The organism is Nocardia sp. NPDC004151 (genome assembly GCF_042874235.1).
GTDB lineage: Bacteria > Actinomycetota > Actinomycetes > Mycobacteriales > Mycobacteriaceae > Nocardia.
Genome location: NZ_JBIAMR010000003.1, coordinates 558,011 through 582,956 on the forward strand (window position 1 = coordinate 558,011; position 24,946 = coordinate 582,956).

Annotated in this window: 20 protein-coding genes and 1 pseudogene; 9 read left to right on the forward strand and 12 right to left on the reverse strand. The window is 68.9% G+C overall.

Annotated features, from left to right (window positions below; all coding sequences use genetic code 11):
• Positions 1 to 59: 59 nt before the first annotated feature.
• Entirely contained in the window at positions 60 to 443 is a 384-nt protein-coding gene (locus ACFYTS_RS09905; protein WP_357280370.1) for a hypothetical protein, read from the forward strand.
• Between the two features lie 178 nt (positions 444 to 621).
• Positions 622 to 1,410: a DUF4389 domain-containing protein gene (locus ACFYTS_RS09910; protein WP_387302572.1), complete on the forward strand. Its 789-nt coding sequence runs from the start codon at positions 622 to 624 to the stop codon at positions 1,408 to 1,410.
• A 17-nt stretch (positions 1,411 to 1,427) separates the two neighbouring features.
• On the opposite strand, the gene ACFYTS_RS09915 is transcribed toward ACFYTS_RS09910, so the two are convergent.
• The 8 genes and pseudogenes from ACFYTS_RS09915 to ACFYTS_RS09950 form a co-directional block, all read right to left on the reverse strand.
• Entirely contained in the window at positions 1,428 to 3,512 is a 2,085-nt protein-coding gene (locus ACFYTS_RS09915) for a hypothetical protein (protein ID WP_387302574.1), read from the reverse strand.
• Positions 3,513 to 3,692: 180 nt separating this feature from the next.
• Positions 3,693 to 4,280, reverse strand: coding sequence for a lipase family alpha/beta hydrolase (locus ACFYTS_RS09920; protein WP_387302577.1), 588 nt, complete (start codon positions 4,278 to 4,280; stop codon positions 3,693 to 3,695).
• Positions 4,281 to 4,507: 227 nt separating this feature from the next.
• On the reverse strand, positions 4,508 to 5,461 hold the full coding sequence (locus tag ACFYTS_RS09925) for a metallophosphoesterase (RefSeq protein WP_387302580.1): 954 nt from the start codon (positions 5,459 to 5,461) through the stop codon (positions 4,508 to 4,510).
• 132 nt (positions 5,462 to 5,593) lie between these two features.
• Positions 5,594 to 7,012, reverse strand: a complete 1,419-nt coding sequence (locus ACFYTS_RS09930) for an MATE family efflux transporter (RefSeq protein ID WP_387302583.1) — start codon at positions 7,010 to 7,012, stop codon at positions 5,594 to 5,596.
• Positions 7,013 to 7,458: 446 nt separating this feature from the next.
• Positions 7,459 to 8,490, reverse strand: a pseudogene (locus ACFYTS_RS09935) (PLP-dependent cysteine synthase family protein); the annotation flags it as partial.
• A 60-nt stretch (positions 8,491 to 8,550) separates the two neighbouring features.
• Positions 8,551 to 9,927 carry a Y4yA family PLP-dependent enzyme gene (locus ACFYTS_RS09940; protein ID WP_387302585.1) on the reverse strand — a complete coding sequence of 459 codons (1,377 nt, stop codon included), beginning with the start codon at positions 9,925 to 9,927 and terminating at the stop codon, positions 8,551 to 8,553.
• A gap of 164 nt (positions 9,928 to 10,091) precedes the next feature.
• On the reverse strand, positions 10,092 to 11,054 hold the full coding sequence (locus tag ACFYTS_RS09945; protein WP_357280850.1) for an ornithine cyclodeaminase family protein: 963 nt from the start codon (positions 11,052 to 11,054) through the stop codon (positions 10,092 to 10,094).
• Between the two features lie 23 nt (positions 11,055 to 11,077).
• Positions 11,078 to 12,166, reverse strand: a complete 1,089-nt coding sequence (locus ACFYTS_RS09950) for a TauD/TfdA family dioxygenase (RefSeq protein WP_387302887.1) — start codon at positions 12,164 to 12,166, stop codon at positions 11,078 to 11,080.
• A gap of 214 nt (positions 12,167 to 12,380) precedes the next feature.
• On the opposite strand from ACFYTS_RS09950, the gene ACFYTS_RS09955 reads away from it, so the two are divergent.
• The 6 genes from ACFYTS_RS09955 to ACFYTS_RS09980 all read left to right on the forward strand — a co-directional run bounded on the left by ACFYTS_RS09955 (position 12,381) and on the right by ACFYTS_RS09980 (position 18,505).
• Entirely contained in the window at positions 12,381 to 13,133 is a 753-nt protein-coding gene (locus ACFYTS_RS09955; protein WP_357280350.1) for a lytic murein transglycosylase, read from the forward strand.
• 142 nt (positions 13,134 to 13,275) lie between these two features.
• Positions 13,276 to 14,562, forward strand: coding sequence for a phosphopyruvate hydratase (eno, locus tag ACFYTS_RS09960; RefSeq protein ID WP_357280347.1), 1,287 nt, complete (start codon positions 13,276 to 13,278; stop codon positions 14,560 to 14,562).
• 51 nt (positions 14,563 to 14,613) lie between these two features.
• Complete coding sequence (locus ACFYTS_RS09965) at positions 14,614 to 15,291, forward strand: septum formation initiator family protein (protein ID WP_387302588.1); 678 nt, start codon at positions 14,614 to 14,616, stop codon at positions 15,289 to 15,291.
• The gene (locus tag ACFYTS_RS09970; RefSeq protein ID WP_357280342.1) at positions 15,288 to 15,836 is read left to right on the forward strand and encodes a DUF501 domain-containing protein; all 549 of its coding nucleotides are present in this window, start codon (positions 15,288 to 15,290) and stop codon (positions 15,834 to 15,836) included. Before ACFYTS_RS09965 ends, ACFYTS_RS09970 begins: the two co-directional genes overlap by 4 nt.
• Before the next feature lie 52 nt (positions 15,837 to 15,888).
• The gene (locus ACFYTS_RS09975) at positions 15,889 to 16,905 is read left to right on the forward strand and encodes a Ppx/GppA phosphatase family protein (protein ID WP_357280340.1); all 1,017 of its coding nucleotides are present in this window, start codon (positions 15,889 to 15,891) and stop codon (positions 16,903 to 16,905) included.
• 133 nt (positions 16,906 to 17,038) lie between these two features.
• Positions 17,039 to 18,505 (forward strand): peptide MFS transporter, encoded by a 1,467-nt coding sequence (locus tag ACFYTS_RS09980; protein ID WP_387302590.1) that lies wholly within the window; start codon positions 17,039 to 17,041, stop codon positions 18,503 to 18,505.
• A gap of 4 nt (positions 18,506 to 18,509) precedes the next feature.
• On the opposite strand, the gene ACFYTS_RS09985 is transcribed toward ACFYTS_RS09980, so the two are convergent.
• Together ACFYTS_RS09985 and ACFYTS_RS09990 are read right to left on the reverse strand one after the other, a co-directional pair.
• Positions 18,510 to 18,821: a YciI family protein gene (locus ACFYTS_RS09985; RefSeq protein ID WP_357280334.1), complete on the reverse strand. Its 312-nt coding sequence runs from the start codon at positions 18,819 to 18,821 to the stop codon at positions 18,510 to 18,512.
• Between the two features lie 150 nt (positions 18,822 to 18,971).
• Entirely contained in the window at positions 18,972 to 20,453 is a 1,482-nt protein-coding gene (locus tag ACFYTS_RS09990) for an MDR family MFS transporter (RefSeq protein WP_357280331.1), read from the reverse strand.
• Positions 20,454 to 20,760: 307 nt separating this feature from the next.
• Here ACFYTS_RS09990 and ACFYTS_RS09995 point away from each other — a divergent pair, with 307 nt between their 5' ends.
• Positions 20,761 to 23,583: a helix-turn-helix transcriptional regulator gene (locus ACFYTS_RS09995; protein WP_387302593.1), complete on the forward strand. Its 2,823-nt coding sequence runs from the start codon at positions 20,761 to 20,763 to the stop codon at positions 23,581 to 23,583.
• Between the two features lie 11 nt (positions 23,584 to 23,594).
• On the opposite strand, the gene ACFYTS_RS10000 is transcribed toward ACFYTS_RS09995, so the two are convergent.
• Entirely contained in the window at positions 23,595 to 24,413 is an 819-nt protein-coding gene (locus ACFYTS_RS10000; protein ID WP_387302595.1) for an alpha/beta fold hydrolase, read from the reverse strand.
• Between the two features lie 73 nt (positions 24,414 to 24,486).
• On the reverse strand, positions 24,487 to 24,855 hold the full coding sequence (locus tag ACFYTS_RS10005; RefSeq protein WP_357280324.1) for a nuclear transport factor 2 family protein: 369 nt from the start codon (positions 24,853 to 24,855) through the stop codon (positions 24,487 to 24,489).
• Positions 24,856 to 24,946: the final 91 nt, after the last annotated feature.

Genomic DNA, 24,946 nt, shown 5'->3' on the forward strand with positions numbered 1-24,946 from the left:
ATTCCGGCCGATAGTGTTTGGTTGGAATCCGATTGGTGGCGGCTCCGACCATCGATGGCATGAACAAGAAATTCCTCGCCGCCGCTGTTCTCGCCGCCGCCACGACCACCGCCACCGTTCTCGGCACGGGTCCGGCCGCCGCGGACAGCGCGCGTCAGATCCATTTCGCCAAGGGCACCGACAATGCCTTCGTCAGCGGCCACCTGCAGGGGTGGAGCAATGACACCTATCGGCTCGATGCCCGGGGTGGGCAGACGATGATCATCAGTGCCGCGCCGTACTGGTCGGACACCGTGGTCACCATCAAGGGCCCGACCGGGACGCTGGCCAACCAGCAGCAGTGGGCCAAGGTCACCTTGCCGGTGAACGGTTCCTACGAGCTGGTGGTGACCTCGGTCGGTCACAACACCCTCGACTACGGCCTGGGTGTCAAGATCGACTGAATGCCACCCGATTCCAACCCATAGTCCTGAATTCGTGGAGCGCGCCCTCGGCGCGCTCCTTAATTCTTGTGGGACGCTGACCAGGAAACGTCATTTCCCGCCGTAGCGGACCAGGAAGCGAGTGTGCGCCATGGTCGAATATCCGCCGATGCCGCCGGCTTCGATGCCGGTGCAGCCGATGCCGGAACCCAGTGTCGATCTCGATATCTTCCCGCCCGCGCAACAGCGCCGCTGGACCGTGCTGCTCCGCCTGATCCTGGCCATCCCGCACCTGTTCGTGCTGTTCATCCTGACGCTGGGCCAGATCGTGGTGGCGATCTGCGGCTGGTTCGGCGCCTTGTTCACCGGCGCTCTGCCGCAGTGGTGCGGCGACTACCTGCGCTGGACGCTCGCCTACACGGCCCGGGTCGAGGGCTACCTGTACCTGCTGGTCGACGAGTATCCGCCGTTCACCGTCGACACCGATGTGAATTACCCGGTGCGCGTGTTGTTCCCGGCCCCCACCCGCCTGAACCGCTGGGCCGTATTGTTCCGCTTCATCCTGGGCTTCCCCATCCAGCTGCTGGCCACCTGGCTGTCCACCGGCTGGATGGTCATCTCCCCGATCGTCTGGCTGATCGTGCTGATCACCGGGCGCATGCCCGCCGCCCTCTTCCAAGCCACCGCGGCCGTCCTGCGCGTCCAGATCCGCACCGAGGCCTACTGGCTCATGCTCACCCCCACCTACCTCAAGCAGGTCTTCGGTGACGGCCCCCTCCCCGAACCGGAGGCGGCCCTCCCGCCCGGCTTCACCCCCGCCTCCCCGACCCGCCCCCTCCTGGTCTCGCAGGCCGGCAAGGTCCTGCTCTGGATCATCCTGGTCCTCGGCATCATCTGGAGCTTCTTCAACCCCAGCCCCGACTTCTCCACCGAAGACAACGGCCCGACCCACCCCACCCAGATCGAATGGCCGCGTCCGACTCCCTGATCGGCTTCGGGGTTCGGCTACCGGACGCTGAGCAGCTCGCCGAAATCCGAACCCGCCTCACCGTATCGAGTGTTCGACCCGTCGACGACGGCCGCCTTCAGCACGTGCATGTCGACGTCTTCCACCCTGCGAGGCGATGGGTTTCCCGGCGAATTCTCGTAGTTGAAGACGATCACATCCAGGAACACCGGGCGTCGAAGTCGATTGCCATCCAACAGCTTCAGCAGCGCCTCGGCCATCGCCGGGTACGGCGTGAATTCGGGGTCGTCGAGCCAATCGGTCAGCTCGGCTTCCGGCACGCTGAAATCGATGCCGTCCGCCCCGAGTCGATCCAGCAGCGTGGGGACCGGTTGAACCTGTGACGACGTGATCTGTAGAAGTGCGCTGCGGCCCTCGGCCTCCAGGCCCGGCAGCTCGTCGAGCAGTCGCACCGCCTTGTCGAACCATCGCACGTCGGCCAGGCGCCGGAGCACCGGCGGCGTCCAGGGCGGGTCGGGACTGGGTTTGCGGAACGGGGGCGGCGCGACACGGTAGCGGTCGGCGATCCGCCGCAGGCAGTTGCCCAGAGCCTCGACGTCATCGGGGTGGATGCCGTCGAACCAGCCCAGGGCGCTGAATGTGGCGCTCGCCGTGGCGGTGGCGCCGTCGCCGGTGACGGTGACCGCGACCGGTGTTTCGTAGCGTTCCCCGCCCCGCGAGGTGAGTTGCAACTCGAACACCACGGGGTCGATGGTGTAGTCGATCGGGAAGGTCACGTCGCCGACGGGTACGTCGACCTTCCCGCTGGGGCCTGGCGCCGGCACACCGCCCACCGTCCAGGAGACCGTGGCCGCCGGCGCGACGGGCTCTCCGACCCCACCGAAACCTGTTGTGCGCAGGCCGAACTGGTCGGTCGTCGCCGTCGCGAACGAGCCCTTCCGGATCGGATCGCCGCAGGGGCTGTTCGACTGCTGGACTTCTCCGATGACACCGACCATGTCGTCGGAGTGGTTTCCCCGCGCGATGTCGACCCGGCGTTCGGTGCCGACGGTTACGGCCACGTCGACCCAGTGGTCGTCGACGTGGTCGGTGCGGACGACCAGCGGGGTCATGGCGACGGTGACATCGCGGTCCATCGACACCGTGGGGATGCTGCCGCGATACCACGCGCGTAGGCCGACATTCGGCTGATCGACGAGCGAGTGCACGACCACGCCGGAGCGAGACAGGCTGGGGCCGACCGGATCCAATCCCGCGTCCCAGCCTTCCGGGATGCGGTACTCCACGTACACCCGGCCCGCGCCGCTGGGCGGCTCACCCGGCGGATGCAGGATGAGCAGGCACGTACCGGTGGAGGCCGAGGCGGGCACCAGTCGGGCGGTGACAGTCGCGCCGGCTTGCGGAAAGGCCTGCTCGACGACCCGGCCGGCCAGCGCATCGGGCAGGTGCAGGTGCAGGTTCGCCCGCGACAGATGCGGTCCCATGGAGAAGGCGCCGGCATTGGGCCAGCCGGCGATGGCCGGTCCGGCGAAGGTCGGCGAGGCCGAGTAGGTCGGCCCCGCGCCCAGCCAGCGGCTGCCGAACGACGCCGAGGACATCAGGTCGTAGGGGGAGCCGTATTCGGGGCCGACGATGATCGTGGCGTCGTTGGGGTCCCAGTCCGTGCCGTTGTTGTCCAGCCCGAAGGTGTGCTGGAAGCCGAGCACGTGACCGGTCTCGTGGCACATGAACGTGTGATTGCTGAATCCGGCCGAGAGGACCGCGGTGGGTAAACCGGCAACGCCGGTGGCGCCGGCGCCGAAACCGGCGGCTCCGGGATGGATCAGCACGATCAGGCCGTCCAGCCCGGCCAGCGGGTTGGGATCGGGGAACTTGGCGAGCAGCGCGTCCACGGCGGCCTTGGCCTGTGCCGCCCGGCTGGTGTCGGCGCCCAGCGTCACGTCCACCCACGGAAACATCGGCGAGTCGATGAAATCCAGATGTCCACGGGTGGTGTTGATCCAGTACTTCAGGACCGCGTGCTCACCGGTCATGAGCATGGCGATGCATGCGGCATCGGGGATGACCGGGACGGCGGAGTTGTGCCGAGCCCGGATGATGCCGAGGCGCACGTTCTTGGTCATGGCTGATCCTCGATCCTCACTCGGTGGTCGTGCACGAGGGAAGCTCTGATCATCGTCGTCGGGCAGCGAGGCAGCGCGAGTACTCGACTACTCGAATCGTGCCGGCAGTCGGTCGGACTCCGTCGGCGGTGGAGGCCCGTATCCGACGCTTACCTTGTGCCTCGGATACGGGCTCGGGGCTCAGAGGGCGTAAGGGTTGAAGGCGCAGACCAGGTTCGGGTGGCCGGACGGGTCGAGGGCGCGCAGCGCGATGGAGACCGCGCGCTGGGAGTACATCATCGACAGGTGGTCGGAGAGGTCTATGCCGCAGCCGTCCTGGAGCGTCACGTTGTTCACGGTCGCGCCGGGGCCCGCGGTCAGGAAGGTGGCGGCGTACGGGGTGGAGATCTCGTCGTGGTTGGTGGCGACGCTGGTGTAGTGGACGCCCGCGACGGTGTCGCCGGAGGCGTTGAGGGTCGCGTAGAACGTGGATCCGGCGACCTGTTCGATCAGGCCCTCACCGACCAGGAGCCGGCTGAATCCCAGTGCGTTGAAACCCATGTCGGTGAGACGCCGGCCCAGGGTGGCGATGCCGTCGAGGCTGGTGCCGTGGTGCGTCGCGCCGAAGGTGATGAGCTGGTCGACCTTGCTCGCACCGCCGCCGAACTTCAGATACTGGTCGGCGACCGGGCCGCCCTGCGAGTGGCCGATGATGTCGACCTTGTGCGCGCCGGTCGACGCGAGCACCTTGTCGACGAAGGTCGCGACCTGCTTCGCCGAATCCTCCATGGGGGCAATGCCGTTGACGCCCGGCACCAGCGCGCTCAGGCCGCCCTGCTGGAGCAGGCCCTCCTGGCCGCGCAGGTGCCGGGCTTCGCTGCCCGAACCTGGATGCCGAAGGTATTGCGATGACCGTGGATGTTCGCCCTGGTTGCAGCTGGATTCGCGGTTCCTACAATCGCACCGGACGAACGGTGTGAAAAGCGCCAACAGCGCTCGGGTTCAGACCGGCGCCGTCAGAGAACCGTTTCGCCGTCGGACTCGGAGGCCTCGGTCCGGCGGCGCAGGACGTGGGGGATGCGGGCCGCGGGCGGGATGACGATGCCGGCGTCGGCGAGACGGGCGGCCGCCTGCTCCGGATCGGCGGGCTTGCCGACGGTGGGGCCGTGGCCGATCGGGACCACCGAGTGGACGATGGTGTCGGGGTAGATGTGCACGTAGTTGAAGGCCTGCGCGCCGTCGCGGCCGCGCTGGCCGCCCTCGGCGGCCGCCATGTCCTGGCTGTAGCAGGTGGCCGACGCCACCGAGACGGGGATGCTCGCGAAGGTGGCGTGGCTCGAAAGGTGCAGGTGGCCGGCCAGAATGGCGCGCACGTCGGTGCCGTCGAGGACGTCGGCGAGGCGGCGCTGGTCGCGTAGCTCCACCAGGACGGCCAGGTCCTGGACGCAGGGGATCGGCGGGTGGTGCATGGCGAGGATGGTGCCGAAGGGGGCGGGTTCGGCGAGAACGTCTCGCAACCAGGTCAATTGGGCGTCGCTGATCTCACCCCAGTGGTGGCCCGGGACCGTGGTGTCGAGGGCGATGATGCGCAGGCCGTCGAACATGTGGACGACGTCGAACGGTGCGGCGGACGGGGTTTCGTCGAGCAGGTGCTCGCGCAGGGTGCCGCGCTCGTCGTGATTGCCCGCGACCCACACGACAGGCGCGCCGATGCGCTCGGCCCAGGGCTCGACCAGGTCCCGCAGCTTGCGGTAGGCGCCGGGCTCGCCCTGGTCGGTGAGGTCGCCGGTGAAGACGATGGCGGTCGGTGCGATGCCGCTGGCCTCGGCCTGGCCGAGCAGGGTGGACAGCCGCGCTTCGGCGTCGACCGCACCGTAGAGCTCGGTGTCGGCGGCGATCAGATGGGTGTCACTGAAGTGGAACAGGACATGATCGGCCCTGGCGTGTTCGGCGACTCGCGAGATGTGCACGGACATCCTCCCCGGCATTGGTGGTTTGCGCCCCTGACCGAATTCGTCGCCAGAATAGCGAAAGCCGTTTCTTTCAGGTTGCCCGTGCCCAGTGACGACATGCTTGCGGGAAGGTGAGATTTGGATGTCGGGCTAATGCCGGAGGCTACCGGCCAGCACTCGTGGATGTTCCTGCTCACGTGCATGCAGCAAGGTGAAGTAGCGCCGCAGCATCAAGGCAGCGGTGGTGGCCAGCCCGGCCGTGAGCCCCCACCACACACCCGCCGCCTCCAGCCCGGCCGGGAAGGCAAGTAGCAGCGCAGTGGGCAATCCCACACCCCAGTACCCCACCAGCGAGAGCCGGAACCCGGCCTTGGTGTCCTTGAGCCCGCGCAGCAATCCCACCCCGATGTTCTGGGCGGCGTCGAAGAACTGCAGCACGATCGCGATCAGCAGCAGGGTGTGCGCCAACCGCACGGTGGCGGAATCACTGTCGGCCAAGAACGGTCTCAACACCCAGTCCGGCGCGAGCACGTACGCCGGCCCGGTGAGCGCCGCGACCAGTCCCGCGTACCGCAGCGCCAGCCACGCCACCGAGCGCGCGTGCGCGTACTCGTCGCGCGCCACCGCCCGGCTCACCAGGATCGACGCCCCGTGCGAGAGTCCGATCGCCACCTGGAACACGATGTACACGATCTGGTAGACGACATTGTGCGCCGCCAGCGCCGCCGCCCCGAGACTCCCCATCACCAGCGCCAGCACCGAGAACATGCCCGCCTCGGACCCGTAGGTGAGCGCGATCGGCGTCCCCAGCCGCAGTTCCTCCCGCACCGTCGCCGAATGCACCGGCCACATCCGAACCGGCAGCGTCGCACGCAGTTTCGGATCCCGCCGCACCATCGCCCAGAACACCCCGAAGGTGATGAGGAAGACCAGCGAGGTCGCCACGCCGACCCCGGTCAACCCGAGCGCGGGCAGCCCGGCCCACCCGTGCATGAACGCCAGCGCCAGCACCAGATTCAGCGCCACCGACCCGAGCGTCACCAGCAGCAGCGCCTGCGGCCGCTGCATCCCGACCGTGTACTGCCGCAACACCTGGAACCACAGGCACGGCACCAGTCCCGGCGCGAGCGCCACCATCATCGGCCGGGCCTGTGCCAGCACGTCGGCGTCCTGCCCCAGCCATCGCAACACCCACCCCAGCCCGATCAGCAGTGCGCCGCCGAGCAATCCGGCCACGGTGGCGATCAGGAAACTCGACCGCACCACCTCCCGGACCAGGGCCTCGGCCCGCCGCCCCTGCTTCTCGGCGCGACTCACCACGGTGGCCACCTGATTCCCGGTCCCGGTGATCAGCCCGACGCACATGGTCCGAATCTGGTTGAACAGCACCAGCGCCAGCCCGCCCGCGGCCACCTCGCGCACTCCGAGCGTTCCCATCAGCGCGATATTGGTGGTGGACACCGCGACTTGGGCGAGCTGGGTCAAGGCGATGGGGGTGGCCAGCGAAGCCAGTTGCCGCCCATCGGATTGCCGGTGTCGTCGATCGGAATATCCGAGCGCCCCGGTCATTTCGTGGCAGCCCCGTCCGTGGGTACGGGCGCAGTCGCGGTGGTGGGAACTGCCGTCGAACCGGCGGCCGGCGCGGGACCGGTGGCGGACCCGGATTCCGAATCGGCGGTGGGTGCGGTGTCCGGCATCAGGATGGTGTGGGTGCCCGGCGGTTCGGGCGCGGTGCCACGGAGTTTCGCGAGCAGTTGCGCGACCAGGGCGGCCTGATCCTCGAGCCGCTGCCGGTACTTGTCGAGGGCCAGGCAGATCAGTCCGGAGTCGCCGGTGGCGAGCAGCTCGCCGATCTCGTGCGCGGGCATGTCGGCCAGTTCGAGCTGGTGGATCAGGGTGGCCTCGGGCACCTTCTGGTCGGCGTAGTCGCGCAGCGGACGTCCGGTGAGGCCGTGTTCGACGGCGTAGTCGTCGGGCAACGCGTAGTGCAGGTGCCGCAGCGCCGCGCGCTCGCGCGGGTCGGGGCGGGCCGCGGGCCGATGGGTGTCGAGCCGGGCGGTGACCGCGGCCTCACGTTCGGTGTCGAGCAGGTCGCGGTCGGCCATCCACTCGTCGTCGAACACCGTGTCCAGATACTTCTCGCCGTCGTCGTTGATGATCACGACAACGGTGGAGTGGCAGGGGAATTCGTCGATCCGGGTGAGCGCCGCGTACACCGAGCTGCCCGAGGACCCGCCGATCAGCAGCCCCAGGTGGGACGCCAGCGCGCGGGTGGTGGCGAAGGCGTTCACGTCGGACACCTTCACGCGGTCCCGCTCGTCGATCAGGTGCAGGTCCTGGTCCACGTGCACCCCGGGTTCGGCGCCGATCGGCGTCCCCGTGCCGGACTGCCAGTAGTCGTGCCCAGGCCCGCCGAAGGCGATGGACCCTTCCGGCTCGACGCCGATCAGCCGCGGATCGCAGCCCTTCTCCCGCAGTCCCCGCGCCGTCCCGAACAGGGATCCGCCGGTCCCGACCGCCGCCACCAGCACGTCGACGTGCCCGAGGTCGGCCACCAATTCCCCGGCGAGCGCGACATATCCGACGCCATTGGCCGGATTGGCGTGCTGCGCCGGGAAGTACGCACCGGTCTGTTCGGCCAGCTCCGCCGCCCGCTCCTCCCGCGCGGAGGTGGACAGTCCGTCGTCACCGTCGTCGGAGACGAATTCGAGCGTCGCGCCCATGGCCCGCATGGCGTTCAGCTTGGCCTTGCACGCGTGATTGTCGACCACCGCGGTGAAGCGATATCCACGTTCGCGCGAGACCACCGCCAGACCCAAACCCGTATTGCCGGAGGTCGATTCGATGATGTGCCCGCCCGGCCCCAAACGCCCGCGCCGCTCCGCGTCCAGCACCATGGCCCGGGCCATCCGGATCTTGGCGGTCCCGGTCGGGTTCATGGTCTCGAGCTTCAGGAACAGCCGTGTCCCGGTAGCCGGGCTGACGGCCAGCTCGAACAGCGGGGTCCGGCCGATCAGCTCGGACACTCGCCTGGCGATAACCGGCATCGAGTGTTTCTCCTCGGGAAGGTCGCTGGAGCGGGGCGCGGGGCGGTGACTGAAAACGGTTCAGAACGCGTCGAGAGCGGTATCGAGGCGCCAATTGAATTGTCGTCGATCCGGCGAGCTTCGCAAGACTACCTTCGGCGGAATGGGGAGCCCGTGAAATGAGGACTCGTTGCTGTCCATCTGATAACCGGCGGTATTCGGGTAAATAAGGAGATCATCGGTGGTGGCGGGCCGGGGGAGCGGGATCCGGCGCCAGCTCAGCATGTCATCTTCGAGGCAGGACGACCCGCCGACGCAGGTCGGGGTGAGATTTCCCGGGCGTTGCGGCCACAACACCGGGTCGGGCAGGTATTCACTGTTGAACCATTGTTCGGAAAGGCTGAGGCTGGTCCCGTTGGCGGTGAGAATGTCGTACGGGACGCCGTGCGCGTACCGCGTTTTCACGCCCTGGATCCCGAATACCGTGCTGCCCGCGCGGTCCAGCAGCGCCCGCCCGGGTTCGATCGCCAGCCGAATGCCGGTTTCGCGCAGCGTGTCCGCGAGGTCGTCGGATCCGAGGATGGCGGCGAGCATGGCGGGCCCGGGAACGGGGCAGTGATACGGGTAGTAGGAACCCGCGCCGGGGGCCCGGTCACCGTGGAACCAGCGCGGATTGACGCCCTTGCGGAAGGTCTCCCAGTCGTCCCCGCAGACATAGTCCACACCGAAGCCGCCGCCGATCGAGATGGTGCTGATGGGATGGTCGAGGACGCGGGCCTTGCGGCAGCGTTCGATCAGCGCGTGGGCGAGCGCCGCGCGCGGGGCCGCCTCGTAGCCGGAGAGGTGAAAACTGAAGCCGTGCAGGTGAACAATGTTCCGATCGATCTCGGTGAGGGCGAGATCCAGTTCCTGCTCGGTCAGCCCGAACCGGCTGGTGGAGCCCGGCGGCAGCACGCGCAGCAGGACCCGGCTCGGTTCCGGGAACTTGCTCAGCCGGGTGAGCTCGTCCAGATCGTCGACCGCGATCAGCGCCCGCGCCCGGGTCGCGAGTTCGAGCAGCCGATCCGACTTCGCCGGTCCGGTGACCATCAGGTCGGTCCCGGGGATACCGCCGCGGGTGGCGTCGTTCAGTTCGTCGACGCTGGCGACATCGACACCACATCCGGCCTCGGCGCAGGCGCGGACGACACAGTCGGCCTTGTTCGCCTTCTTCCCGTAGTAGACGGAGCCCTGCACCCCGGCCCGGGTGAATACCCGCTGGAATCCTCGAATGTTCTCCACGACCTGGTCGGGATACATGACGTGGAACGGTCCGTCGATCTGCCCGGCGATTTGCCGCAGCACCTCCGGGTGGTCGAGTAGCCCCTGTTCCCAGGCGTGTCGGTGCGCGGGCATCGGGCTGGCGGTAATGGTGGAGATACCGGGAGGGGCGACCACGGTCTCGGTGGAGGCGGACATTTTTCCTTTCGGGCGCGCGGGGCTGCCCCTCGGGCGCGGCGATAGCCAACATGCATGAGTATCGTTCGAAACGTTAGACCCGAGCGGTTATCGATTGGACCAATGTCGCGAATAACCGTTTCGGGTGAATTTCTGAGGCGAATCCAGCCGGTCAATTCCGGCGATCAGTCCCAGAGCGAAACCTCGGTGCCCCGTCCCTCGGCAATGGCGCGATTGGCCAGCGCGTGGGCGACGGCGATATCGGTGAGCACCAGCCCGCTGTTGTACACGAAGATTCGTTCGTCATCGGAGATCCGGCCGACGGCGCGATGTCCCAGGATCTGGGGTAGCTCGGCGTCGACCCGGCGTAGTCGGCCGTCCGGGCCCGCCATATCGGTTCCGGTGAGCGCCATCTGCTCGGCGCTGGTGGCGATCACGCGGTCGGCGTGCACCAGCGTGGAGGGGGCCAGGCCGTAGCCGACCAGCACCACGGTCGAGCCGGGCGCGAGATCCTCGGAGTCGATGGCGACCTGGGTGCCCGGACCCGCGGTGGCGAGGACGACGTCCGCCTCCCGCGCCGCCGCGTTGGGGTCGTCGACGGTCTCCAGTTCCGCGTGCGGATGGTGGTGCAGCAGTTGCTGATGCACGGCTTCCAGGCCTTCGGAGTGGGTGCCATAGAGCATGAGCCGGTTCAGTTGCGGGTTCGCCGCCAGCAGGTGGGGCAGCGCGTTGCGCCCCTGGGTGCCGGTGCCGATCAGCAGCGCGCTGCGCGCACCCGGCCGGACGCATTCGCGCACCAGCAGGGCCGAGACCGCGGGTGTGCGGAGCGCGCCGACGCGGGCGCAATCCATCAGCGCGATGGGCGTTCCCGTGGAGTCGTCGTAGAGCGAGATGGTGGTGAAATACCGCTTGTTGGAGCGGTCGTGGTGTGGGTCGAACTTGTAGCTGGTTTTCATCGCCACCACCCGGCGGCGGCCGTCGCGGCCCAGCATGGCGTACGCGACCGACCAGCCGTCCGGGTGCGCCACGCTCAGCTTCCGCGGGTTGTCCGAATCGCCGCCCGCCAGTGCGAGATACGCGTCCTCGACCGCGCGTACCACCTCGGCGGGGCTGATCGGGACGTCCGCGAGGTCGCTGCGGCTGAGCACCCGGAGCGGGGTGGGGCGGTAGTTCACGGGTGCTGTCCTCTGGTCGTGCTGAAGGGGGCGACCACGCGCTGACCGTAGCCGTTCTCCTCGGCTTCGGCGGCGGCGCGGCGGCGTTGGGGCAGACGGATATTCACCCGCTTGAGCCAGCGGTCGGTGCCGTCGTAACGCGGCGCGAAAGGCACCCTGCCGTGGACCACGGAATCATTGTCCACCAGCAATAGCTCGCCGGGAGCCAAAGCGACCGCGCGACTTACCCGGTGCAATTCGCTGGTCAAATGCTGGTAGGCGCAACGAAATTCGTCGTCGGCCCGGGCGAGCGGGGTGTACGCGGGGTCGAAACGCAGTGTCGGCCCGTCGGCGTCGGCCCCGACGGTGGGGATCGGCGGCGCGGTCTCATCGCCGAAGTCGTCGCCGTAGGAGACGTCGGGCAGGATCGGCAGCCGGGCGGCGCGCAGGATGTCCCATTGCGCCGCATCGAGTTCCACCTGCCGGATCGAGGACACGGTGGTGGCGACCCGGTCGGGGTTGCGCAGGCAGCTCAGCATCAGCAGGTTGGCGCGCTGCGGGTGGAAGGCGTCCTCGGTGTGCGGGCTGAGCAGCGCCGTGCTGCTGGCCCCGGACTGCTCGTGCTCGTGCCCGGGAGTGGGCAGGATGTTGTTGACCAGCCGCCCGGCCTGTTGCCCCTGCCAGCCGAACGGCTCACCGGCGCACCGGGCCAGCAGCAGCAGGGCGATGTCGAGTTCGAACGAGGTGGACCGCCGCGACCGGTCCCCGGCCCAGGCCGCGGCCTCCTCCCAATTGAACGGGGTCGGCCCGAGCGCGTCCTCGTCGATCGGTAGCCGGACGATGACCGCGACGCCCGCGGACGTGGCGGGCGGGCGCATGGCCTCGTGCACAACCTCGGGCAACCTGCCGTATTTGGCGTCGATGTGGCGCAACAGGACCGGATGCGAGAGGGTGGCCGCGATCGCGGGCGTGGCACTAACTGTGACGGCGATCTCAGCGGCGAGGTAGCGGATCGCGCGGGTCGCGGATTCCGGCAGGTCGCGCCGTTCGAGCGGTTCGAGCTTTTCGGGGTGGAGCGGTTGACGTTCGGAGAGAACGCTTTTCACCAACGGAAGGGCCTTCCTGGCGTGGGCGGGGGATGGTGATCTTGGCTCGACCGAAGACGGTATTGCCCCCGCAGAATTTTGGCAAGGCTTACCTAACGGCGTGTCGTAGAAATAGCGAATAGGTATAGGATGCCCGCGCGGAGGGTAATCGAATCGGCCTCGTTCGGGCGAACCGCGTTGACGTTTCTCGCCCGCACGCCGATCCATCTGGATGATGAACGGTGTGCGTATCCGTATGGCCGGCCTCCGAGCCCCGCTGACCCGCGCCGGCCTGGTGGGCGCGGCCGCCGCTCTCCTCGTGCTGACCGGTTGCGGGACAACCCATCTCACCCCGGTGCCCGACGACATGCCGCCGCGAGCGGGCGCGCCGGTGCCCGCGATCGATCTGGATGCGCCGGGCCGCACCGCGATTCAGCTCCGCGACTGGGCGAAGGAACAGCGCGAATCGACCGGCATCCCGGTGCTCGCGCTCGAGGCGTACGGGTACGCGGCCGCGGTGCTGGCCCGCTCCAAGCCCGAGTGCGGGATCGGCTGGACCACCCTGGCGGGCATCGCCAGCGTCGAGAGTCAGCACGGCACGCACGCCGGTTCCCGCATCGCCGACGACGGCACGGTGTCGCCCCCGATCCGCGGCCTGGCCCTGGACGGTTCGCCGGGTCGCGCCCGCATCCTCGATGTCGGCGCCACCGACGCGAACCCGGTCTACGCCCGCGCCATGGGCCCGTTCCAATTCATCCCCGAGACCTGGAAGCGCTGGGGCGTGGACGCCAACGGCGACGGCAAGATCGATCCCGACAACATCGACGACGCCGCGCTCACCGCCGCCCGCTATCTCTGCGCCATGGGCGGCGACCTGACCGCCGCTCCCGGCTGGCAGCAGGCCCTGCTCACCTACAACCAATCCACCAGCTACATGAATACCGTCCGCTATCGAGCCGCGGCTTACAGTGTGGGCCGTACCGTCTGACCAGCACCCGAAGTTCTGGACCAGGGGCCGCGAACCGGCCCCGGAGCGTAGCGGAGCGGCGAATTCAACACTGCTAGGCTTTTCCGCAGCACGGCGACAGCCGTGCGACCTGCCGAGTCAGCAGCCGAAGGAGTGTCGTTTCGTGGCCATCATCGAACAGGTCGGAGCTCGCGAGATCCTGGATTCTCGTGGCAACCCCACTGTCGAGGTCGAGATCGCTCTCGACGACGGCACCCTCACCCGCGCGGCCGTGCCCTCCGGCGCGTCCACCGGTGAGCACGAGGCTGTCGAGCTGCGTGACGGTGGCGACCGCTACCAGGGCAAGGGTGTGCAGAAGGCCGTCGAGGGCGTTCTCGACGAGATCGCCCCGGCCGTGATCGGTCTCGACGCCGTCGAGCAGCGCACCGTCGACCAGACCCTGCTGGATCTGGATGGCACCCCGGACAAGTCCCGCCTGGGTGCGAACGCCCTGCTGGGCGTGTCGCTGGCCGTGGCCCGCGCCGCCGCCGAGTCCTCGGGCCTGGAGCTGTTCCGCTACGTCGGCGGCCCGAACGCCCACGTGCTGCCCGTCCCGATGATGAACATCCTCAACGGTGGCGCGCACGCCGACTCCGGCGTCGACGTCCAGGAATTCATGATCGCCCCCATCGGCGCGGCCACCTTCAAGGAGTCGCTGCGCTGGGGCGCGGAGGTCTACCACACGCTGAAGTCGGTGCTGAAGGCTCAGGGTCTGTCCACCGGCCTGGGCGACGAGGGCGGTTTCGCGCCGTCGGTCGCCAACACCCGCGCCGCCCTGGACCTGATCGCCTCCGCGATCGAGAAGGCCGGTTTCAAGCTGGGCAGCGAGATCGCGCTGGCGCTCGACGTGGCCGCCACCGAGTTCTACACCACCGGTGAGGGTTACAAGTTCGAGGGCAAGCTGCACACCGCGGCCGAGATGTCGGACTTCTACGCAGGCCTGCTCGGCGCGTACCCGATCGTGTCGATCGAGGACCCGCTGTCCGAGGACGACTGGGACGGCTGGGTCGCGCTGACCGACCAGATCGGCGACAAGGTGCAGCTGGTCGGCGACGACCTGTTCGTCACCAACCCGGACCGCCTGGAAGAGGGCATCGCCAAGGGCGCCGCCAACGCGCTGCTGGTGAAGGTCAACCAGATCGGCACCCTGACCGAGACCCTGGACGCGGTCGAGCTGGCCCACCGCAACGGCTACAAGTCGATGATGAGCCACCGGTCCGGCGAGACCGAGGACACCACCATCGCCGACCTGGCCGTGGCCGTCGGTTCCGGCCAGATCAAGACCGGCGCCCCGGCTCGCTCCGAGCGGGTCGCCAAGTACAACCAGCTGCTGCGTATCGAGGACGCCCTGGGCGACTCGGCGCGCTACGCCGGTGACGCGGCCTTCCCGCGTTTCGCGTTCGAAGGCTGACATAGTCGAAGGCTGAGAAGGCAATCGATCAGCTGACTTTCGAGGTGTGAGATGACGGAGCGACGGGCGCGCGGTACCAGTCCTGCGGGACGAAGTGACCGGCGCCCGTCGCGCTCCACCCGGTCCAAGACCGCCTCGGGCGGGAAGCGGACCGAAACCGCCACCGCGGCGTCCAAGTCGGGCGCGGTCCCCAAGGCCGCGAGCAAGACCCGGGCGGCGGCGAAGGCCACGGCCAAGCGCCGCACCGCGCCCGCCGCGAGTTCCGAACGGCACGAACGCAAGATCCTTGGCCTGTCCACGGGTCGCGCGGTCCTGCTGGCCGCGGTGCTGGCGGGCCTGGCGCTCACCCTGGCGGTCCCGCTGCGCACCTATTTCACCCAGCGCACCGATGCCGCCGAACTGGCCACCCAGCACAATCAGCTGGAAGAGGAAGTCTCGGTGCTGCGCGATCGTCGTGCGCAGCAACAGGATCCGAACTACATCAAGGCCGAGGCCCGGGACCGCCTGCGCCTGGTGATGCCGGGGGACACCCCCTACATCGTGCAGATCCCCGAGATCGAGCAGCCGGCCATCCCGACCCAGCCCGCCAAACCGCGGGAGCCCGACCCCTGGTACACGCAGGTGTGGCGCAGCATCTCGTCGCCGCAACCGGTCGCCGCCCCCGCACCCACCACCACTCCGGCGCCGCCCCCGCCGCCCATACCCTCCGAGGAAGGACAACCCAGGTGACCGCAGCCGAGAACGAACCCAGCGAGCGCGATCTCGCGATCGTCGCCGAGCAACTGGGCCGGGCTCCGCGCGGCGTGCTCGCCATCGCGTACCACACCCCGGACGGTCTGCCCGCGGTCGTGAAGACCGCGCCCAAGCTGCCCGACGGCACGCCCTTCCCGACCCTCTACTACCTGACCGACCCGCGCCTGACCGCGGAAGCGAGCCGGCTCGAGACCACGGGCTTGATGCGCGACATGTCCGAACGTCTCACCCGCGATCCGGAACTGGCCGCCGCCTATCGCGCCGCGTACGACAGCTACCTGGCCGAACGCAATGCCATCGAGGACCTGGGCACCGACTTCGCCGGGGGCGGCATGCCCGACCGGGTGAAGTGCCTGCACGTCCTGATCGCGCACTCCTTGGCCAAGGGGCCGGGGCTCAATACGCTCGGTGACGAGGCCGTCGCCCTGGCGGCCGAACACGGCTTGCGCGGCACCGCCATCCCCGCCGACTGGCCGAAATACGACCAGTACCGCACCGATTCGGCCACCGGCGACGCCTGACCCGGCGCGTCCGCCGGAGTCGTTCGGCACCATTCGAATTCAGAGGTCACTGATGAGCAATGCGGAATTCGCCCAGAGCTCGGCGGCTGCCGGAGACACGGCGGCCGAAGGACACGAGCGGATCGCGGCGATCGACTGCGGCACCAATTCGATTCGTCTGCTGATCGCCGACGCCACCCGGGACGAGGCGGGCGCGCCGCACCTCACCGACGTGCACCGCGAGATGCGGATCGTGCGCTTGGGGCAGGGCGTCGACGCGACCGGCGCGCTGAATCCCGAAGCGATCGAACGGACCCGGGTCGCGCTGCGCGACTACGTGGACCTGATGCTGAAGCACGGGGTGACCCGGGTGCGGATGGTCGCCACCTCCGCCACCCGCGACGCCTCCAACCGCGAGGACTTCTTCGGCATGACCGGCGAGGAGCTGGGCCGGGTGGTGACCGGAGCGCAGGCCGAGGTCATCACCGGTGACGAGGAGGCGCGGCTGTCGTTCGCGGGCGCGGTCGGGGAACTGTCCAGCGCCGCCGGGCCTTTCGTGGTGGTCGACCTCGGCGGCGGGTCCACCGAGGTGGTGCTCGGCGACGCCGCCGGTGTGCGGTCGGCGTATTCGGCCGACATCGGTTGCGTGCGGATCACCGAGCGCTGCCTGCACGGCAATCCGCCCACCCGCGAGGAGGTCGCGTCCGCGCGGTTCTTCGCCTCCGAGCGGCTGGCGCAGGCCTTCGGCGTGGTGCCGGTGGAACGCGCGCGCACCTGGGTGGGCGTGGCCGGGACCATGACCACGATCGCGGCGGTCGCGCTCGATCTGCCCGAATACGATTCGGAGCGAGTGCATCTCACCCGGATGCCGCTGTCGGAGCTGCGCCAGGTGTGCGATCGGCTGATCGGCATGAACCACGACGAGCGGGCCGCGCTCGGGCCCATGCACCCGGGCCGGGTGGATGTGATCGGCGGTGGCGCGGTGGTTGCTGAGGTGCTGGCCGATGAGCTGGCACGGCGGGCCGGGATTTCCGAACTGATTGTCAGCGAACACGACATCCTGGACGGCATCGCGCTTTCGATTGCCTGATAAGGCCATTCTTCGAGCGCATTCGAGGGCATTTGCCCGATGCCGAGGTCGGGCCGACTTTCCCCTGGGAAAATGTGACGTAAGTGAACTCACGAGGTTGCTGTCAGATTGCCCCATATGGGAGGGTCTCGGTATGTCAGGAGTAGCACACGACGCGAAACCGGCCACTGAACGGACCCTGTTCGGCCATCCCATCGGTATCGCGAATTTGTTCGGCGTCGAGTTGTGGGAACGGTTCTCGTTCTACGGGATGCTGACCATTCTCGGCTACTACCTGTACTACTCGGCCACCGACGGCGGCCTGGGCATGGCCGAGTCGACCGGGCTCGGCATCGTCGGCGCGTACGGCGGTCTGGTCTACCTGTCGACGGTGCTCGGCGCATGGGTGGCCGACCGGCTGCTCGGTTCCGAGCGGACCGTCTTCTACGGCGGCGTCGTCGTCATGGCCGGTCACATCGCACTGGCGATCCTGCCCGGACTGGCCGGTGTCGGCGTCGGTCTGGTGCTGGTCGCGCTGGGTTCGGGTGGTCTGAAGGCGAATGCCTCCTCGCTGCTGGGCACCCTCTACGACAAGGACGACCCGCGCGCGGACGGCGGCTTCACCCTCTTCTATCTGGGCATCAACCTGGGCGCCTTCGCCGGCCCGCTGATCACCGGCCTGCTGCAGGACCACATCGGCTTCCACTACGGCTTCGGTGCGGCGGCGATCGGCATGGCGATCGGCCTCACCCAGTACGTCGTCTTCCGCAAGAACCTCGGCGAGCACGGCCGCGACGTCCCGAACCCGTTGCCGCGCACCGAGATTCCGAAGGTCGTCGCGGCTCTCGCGGCCTTCGCCGTGGTGGTCGCGATCGCCGCGGCGACCAAGCTGATCACGCTGTCGAACCTGCCCAATGTCACCACCGGCGTGATCACCGTGGCCTCGATCGTCTACTTCGCCATCATGCTGACCAGCGACAAGGTCGACGCGGTCGAACGCACCCGGGTGCGGGCGTACATGCCGCTGTTCGTCGCCAACGCGGTGTTCTGGTCGCTGTTCCAGCAGATCTTCACCGTGCTGTCGGCCTACTCCGACAAGCGCATGACCTGGTCCATCTTCGGCTGGACGGCGCCCTCGAACTGGATCGGCTCGATGGAGCCGGTGTGGATCATCGCCCTGTCCCCGCTGTTCGCGATCATGTGGACCCGCCTGGGCAACCGCGCCCCCAGCACCCCGCGCAAGTTCGCCCTCGGCGTCATCGGTATGGGCGCGGCCTTCCTGCTCTTCACCCTCTTCTCCGGCACCCACGGCAAGTCGGTGTCGTTCGTGATCGTCTTCTTCATCCTGGGCGCGTTCGCGATCTCGGAGCTCATGCTCTCCCCGATCGGCCTCTCGGTCACAACCAAGCTGGCCCCCAACGCTTTCCGCGCCCAGATGATGGCCCTCTACTTCTTCTCGGTCGGCATCGGAACCTCCATGTCCGGCGTCCTCGCCAAGTACTACGACCCCTCCCACGAACTCGCCTACTTCGGCATCACCGGCCTGATCGCCATCGCCGTCGGCATCGTCGTGTGGACCCTCTCCCCGTGGATCAGCCGTCACATGGAGGGCGTGCACTGACCGGTCACATGCCGGGCATCGCCAGGAATTCGTAAACCTCGATGGTGCCGCCGGATTCGGTGTGCGGGTGGTCCTTCAAGACCGCCTGGACGGCTTCGCCGGATTCCGCCTGGAGGATGGAGAAGCCGCCGATACCGCCGTCGGCGTTCACCGAACCCGGTCCCAGGGGGGAACCGAGGTCGACGAGTGCGTCCCCGGCGCGGGCGGCCCAGTCCATCCACGCCTGCATTCCGGCCGCCATGTCCTCGGGGGTGCCCTGTGCCATCTGCTCCCGGGCGGACTGGTCCGACTTGTAGAGCACGAGGAATTTGGTCATCGGTGGCTCCTGAGTGTCGCCCGGCCGACTCCGGTTGACCGGGTCAATTCCCGATTATTTGCTCATCGTATGCCGACCCTCCGATGGGTGGGCGGGAACGCGAAAGCGCCCGCGGCGGTCGGCCGCGGGCGCTTTCGGTTGCCGGGAGGGTCAGTCCTTGACCAGCTGCGGGGCGTCGTCGAGCTCGTCCAGGGTGTCCGGGATCTGCTCGCCGTGCGCCGGGGCGTCGGAGCGGTTGGGGAGCAGGACCGCCATGACGATCACGATCAGTGCCAGGCCCGCCGAGACCAGGAAGGCCAGGCGCATGCCGTCGAGGTGGGCGTTGAGCGGGTTCTCGCCGCCGTCGACCAGGTGGGTGGCGCGGGAGGTCATGACAGTGATGACCAGGGCGGTGCCGAAGGCGGCGGCCACCTGCTGGAGGGTGCCGAGCATCGAGCTGCCGTGGGAGTACAGGTGCATGGGAAGAGCGCCCAGGCCCAGGGTGAAAACCGGGGTGAAGGCGGCGGCCAGGGACACCATCAGCAGGATGTGCAGCGCGACCAGGGCGGCGTAGGGGGTGGTGAGCGAGATCTGGGTGAAGCCGACCAGGGCGGCGGTGATGCCGATCGAGCCGGGGATCACCAGGACCCGTCCGCCGAAGCGGTCGAAGATCTTGCCCACGGTGGGACCGAGCAGACCCATGGCCAGGCCGCCGGGCATGACCAGCAGACCGGTCTGCAGCGGGGTGAGCTCCCGCAGGGTCTGCAGGTACAGCGGCAGCAGGATCATCGAGCCCATCATGGCCAGGAAGGCCACGGCCATCAGGACCAGCGCCTTGGCGTAGGTGCCCGACAGCAGGACACGCAGGTCCAGCAGCGGGGTGCCGTTGCGCTGCAGCGAGATCTGACGGACCACGAAGATGGCGACCAGGGCCAGACCACCGGCCACGAACAGGGCGGGGGTGGCGATGCTGCCGGAACCGAACTTGCTCAGGCCGTACACCAGACCGCCGAAACCGAAGCCCGCGAACACCACACTGAACCAGTCGATCGAACCGGCCTGCGGCTCACCGACATTCTCCAGGTTGCGCAGACCGAACACGGTCACCGCACCGGCGATCGGCAGCACCAGCACGAACAGCCAGCGCCAGGAACCGTAGTTGAGCACCGCGCCGGAGATGACGGGTCCCATGGCGGGGGCCACCGAGATGGCGAGGGTGACATTGCCCATCACGCGGCCGCGATCCTGCTCGGGAACCACGGTCATCAGCGTGGTCATCAGCAGCGGCATCATGACGGCGGTGCCGCCGGCCTGGATGACGCGCGCGATCAGCAGCACGGCGAACGACGGCGCGACCGCGGCGAGCGCGGTGCCGACCAGGAAGACGCCCATGGCGATGGCGTACGCGCGGCGGGTGGAGACCCGCTGCAGGAACCAGCCGGTCACCGGAATGACGGCGGCCATGGTGAGCATGAAGACGGTGGACACCCACTGCGCGGACCGCTCGGTCACGTGGAGATCGTTCATGAGCCGCGGAATCGCGTTGATCATGATGGTCTCGTTGAGGATCACCGTGAAGGTCGCGAGCACCAGCAACCGGATGACCGTTGGTGTCCGCTGCTTGGTCGAGCTCGCGGATAGGTCGGCGGGCATCGGTAAACCTCCGGGGGTGTTCGGGTTCGAGGGGTGGGTGGTCCGCGGAATCGGTGATCGCCGTCCGGGTGCCACATCGATGCAGACGGGTACTGATCGCTCAACTCATCGGTCGGCGACAAGTATTCCGGCGGGGTCCGACAGAATTCATCCGGTTATTGGGTGTCTCGCCACTGAGCGGGATGCTGAATATGTGCTCTCACCAGCACTTATGACTGCTGAAAAGATCGAAAAGTGAGGCAGGTCACGATTTTCCGCATCCACCGGCCCGGCGGCGCGTGTTCTGTTACCCGCCATGATGGACGGTGTGAGAACGACCGTGGCCGAACAACTTCCGCCGCTGCGTGGACGCGAGCACGAGCAGCAGGCGCTCGGCGCGCTGATCGACGGCGCGCGCGAGGGCCGCAGCGCGGTCCTGGTGGTGCGCGGCGAGGCCGGGATCGGCAAGACCGCGCTGCTGGAGGATGCCGCCGCGCGTGCCCAGGGATTGCGGGTGCTGCGCGGCACCGGCCTGGAGGCGGAGGCGGAACTGCCGTTCGCCGGTCTGCAATTACTCCTCACCCCCGCCCTGGACCGGCTACCCGCTCTCCCCGAACCCCAGCGCGACGCACTGTCCGCCGCCCTCGGACTCGGTCCCGGCGGCCGTGAGCCCATGCTCACGGGCCTGGCCGTACTGTCCCTGCTCACCGAGTACGCGGACGGCTCCGCGGTGCTGGTCGTCGTCGACGACGCCCAATGGCTCGACCGCGCCTCGCGGGACGCGCTGTTGTTCGCGGCGCGGCGGCTCCGAGCCGAGGGCGTGGTCCTGCTGTTCGGCGTCCGTGACGGCGAGGGTTCCTTCGAGGCGGCCGGTCTGCCCGAGCTGCGACTGACCGGTCTGTCACCCGAGGCCGCGGCCACCCTCCTCGACGAGCGCGCGTTCCGCGCCGCCGAGAATTCCTCCGGTGCCGACGGGCGTTCGTCCGGCGTGGACGGGCGTTCCCTCGGCGCGGATGGGCTACGGCTCAGTCCGGCAGTGCGGTACCGGCTGCTCGCGGAAGCGCGCGGCAATCCGCTGGCCCTGCGCGAACTGCCGTTGGCCATGGCCGACGAAGCCGCCTCCGATCTCGCCGCGGGCGCACTGCCGCTGACCGATCGCCTGCGCGTGGCCTTCCACGGCCGGATCAGCTGGCTGCCGGAAGCCACCCGGACGCTGCTCACGGTGCTCGCCACCGACGAATCCGGGGAACCTGGGATCGTCCTGCGCGCGGCGGCGAGTCTGGGCGCGGGTGTCGACGATCTCGCGCCCGCCGAGGCCGCGGATCTGCTGCGGCGCCACACCGGTGTCTCGATCACGTTCCGTCATCCCTTGATTCGCGCGGCCGTCTACCAACGTGCGCCGCTGGGGCAGCGTTTGGCCGCGCACCGGGCTCTCGCCGATGCCCTGGACGCGACCGAGCAGTCGGATCGGCGCGCCTGGCATCTGGCGGCAGCCGCCCTCGGTCCCGACGCCGAGGTGGCGGATGCTCTGGAGCGCACCGCCATTCGAGCCCGTGAGCGCGGCGGTCATACGGCCGCGGCCGCCGCCTACGATCGGGCGGCCCGGCTCAGCGATCGGCCGGAGGATCGCACTCGCCGGCAGACGCTGGCCGCTCAGGCGGCGCTGGAATCCGGCGATCTGGTGCGGGCCGGAGACCTGGCCCGGCGCACGGCCCGCGAGGTGAGTTCGGAGTCGTTGCGCGCCAGCCTCTCCCAGGTGCAGGCGCTCGCCCAGTTCTGGCAGGGCGCGTTCCCCGACGCGCATCGCCTGTTGATCGACGCGGCCGCGAGCATCGCCGCCGCCGATCCGGAGCAGGCCGCGGGAATGCTGGTGCAGGCCATCCACACCGGCTGGTACCTGGGTGAACCGGAACTGGCGGAGGTGCTGAAGCGCCTGGGCGACCTACGCCTGGCGGACGAACCCGCCGTGACACCGGTCGTGCGATTCCTCGGCAGACTGTTCGATATCGGCCCTGGCAAGCCGTTGTCCCTTACCGACACGCTTGTCGAAATCCGTTCCCGTGGTGCCGTTTCCGACCAGGTTCTGCTGATTCTGTGTGGCGTGGCCCTGGCTCGTGGGCAGGACGGCCCCGCCTTCGACCTGGCCGTCTCGCTGGCCGTCCGGCATCGTGCCGCAGGTGCGGCGGGCCGCCTGCCGACCGTGCTGTTCTTCGCCGCCGAGGCTGATATCTTCACCGGACGACTGACCGACGCGCGCACCGCCACCGTCGAAGCCCGCGACCTCGCGCGCGATACCGGTCAGCAGCAGTGGGTGCGCCAACTCAGCAGTGTGCTGGCACATCTGGACGCGCTACGGGGCGATGAAGCCGAGTGCCGCGCGCATGCCGAACTGGGCCTGGAAGGGGACACCCCCGGGTCGATCGCCCCCGGCGCCCCGTGGGCGCACTGGTCGTTAGGCTTGCTCGACCTAGGTGCCGGCCGCGCGGAGTCCGCCCTTTCCCGTCTCGAGCGTTTGACGAAAGTCCCTTTCAGCCACCACATCTGCGCCACCCGTTCGATTCCCGACCTGGTCGAGGCCGCTGTCCGGCTCGGCGCCCCGGAGCGCGCCGCCGCGCCCTTCACGAAGCTGGCGGGCTGGGCGGAATCGGTGGGCCAACCCTGGGCCGAAGCCTTGGTACTGCGCTGCCGCGCCTTGCTCGACGACGACCACGCCGAGGACCTCTACACCCAGGCCCTGGCGATCCACGATCGCGAGGCCCGTCCCATCGAATTCGCCCGCACCGCACTGCTGTACGGCGAATGGCTGCGCCGAGCCCGCCGCAAGTCCGAGGCCCGCACCCCCCTGACCGAGGCCCTCGAGGTCTTCGACCGCCTGGACCTGCGCCCGTGGGCCGAGCGAGCCCGCCACGAGCTGTCGGCGGCGGGAGCTCCCGCCGCCGATGCGGCCGGGGCGGGGTCGACCGCCACCGGCCTGACCCCGCAGGAGTTGCAGATCGTCCGCCTGGCCGCCGAGGGCCTGTCCAATCGCGATATCGCCGCCCAGCTGTTCCTGAGCCACCGCACCGTCGGCTACCACCTGTACAAGGCGTACCCGAAGCTCGGGGTGACGTCGCGCGGCGAATTGAAAGGAATTGCCGCGCAGCTGTATTGATCGCGGTGGCGTCACGCCTTGACGAACTCGAGCAGGTCGGCGTTCACCTGGTCGGCATGGCTGCGGTACAGCCCGTGCCCGGCGGTCGGGTACTCCTTCAACACCGCCTCTGGGTAGAGCCGCACGGCCTGGTGGCTGCTGACCTCGATCGGAATGGACTGGTCGTGCAGGCCGTGCAGCAGCAGGGTGGGCACCGCCAGCGCGGCGACATCGGCGCGGTGGTCGGTGCGGGCCACCGCCTTCTGGACCTCGAGCGCCGCGATCGGGGAGCAGCTCATGCTGCGCTGCACCTCGGCCTCGATCGCCGCCGCGGACACCCGGGTGCCCAGGTGGGTGGCGAAGTAGCCCTGCGCCCGGTCGGCCAGCCATTGGGCGCGGTCGGCGCGCAGGTCAGCCGTGGAGGCGTCGATCATCGCGGCGGGGACGCCGACCGGGTTGTCCTCGGTCTGGAGCAGGTACGGAATCGCTGGTCCCAGCAACGCGATTCGCGCTACCCGGTCCGCGCCGTGGCGGGCGAGGTAGCGGACGGCTTCCGCGGCGCCGGTGGAGTGCGCGATCAGGATCGCGTCCCGCAGGTCCAGGTGCTCGAGCAGCGCGGCGAGATCGTCGGCGCGGGTGTCGGTGTCGTAGCCGGACGACGGGCGGTCGGAACGCCCGTGGCCGCGGCGGTCGAGCAGGACACAGCGGTAGCCCTGCTCGAGGAAGAACGGCACCTGGCACTCCCACATGTCGGTGGGCAGGGCCCAGCCGGAGATGAAGACCAGCGGCGCGCCGGTGCCGTAGTCCTCGTAGGCGAGAGTGGTGCCGTCGGTGGGAGTGGTGAAGAACATGGGAATCCCCTTGTCGTACCGAAGTTTCGGTGGCGGGCCGGGCGGGGTCGCGCGCCGCCCGGCCGGTCGTGGGTCAGAGTCCGGCCGGGACCTGGTCGAGGAAGCCGTAGACGCGCTCGATGCGCCCGTCGGCGGCGAGGGCGGCCACGTCGAAGCCGATCACCAGCGGTTCCGCGCCGGGAGCGCCCAGGTGCCAGGTGAATCGGGCGATGTGGTGGTTGGCGTCGACGGCCCCGCCGAGGGTGAACTCGAGCCCGGCGAACTGCGCCTGCACGGCGGCGATGGTGGCGTCGAGTCCGGCGTGCCCGCGCACCGACACCAGCGGGTCGGTGTATTCGGCGTCCTCGGTGAACAGTTCGGCGACCGACGCCGCCCGCCGGCCGGCGTCGGTGGTGTTCCAGGTGGCCAGGTAGCGCTGCACGAGTTCGGTGATGTCACTCATTGTCGTTCTCCTCGGTTCGTGTGAACTTGATGAGGACAACGTTATGAAGATCGCGGCGACCGGGAATCTGTCGTCATTAAGTACTGACGAC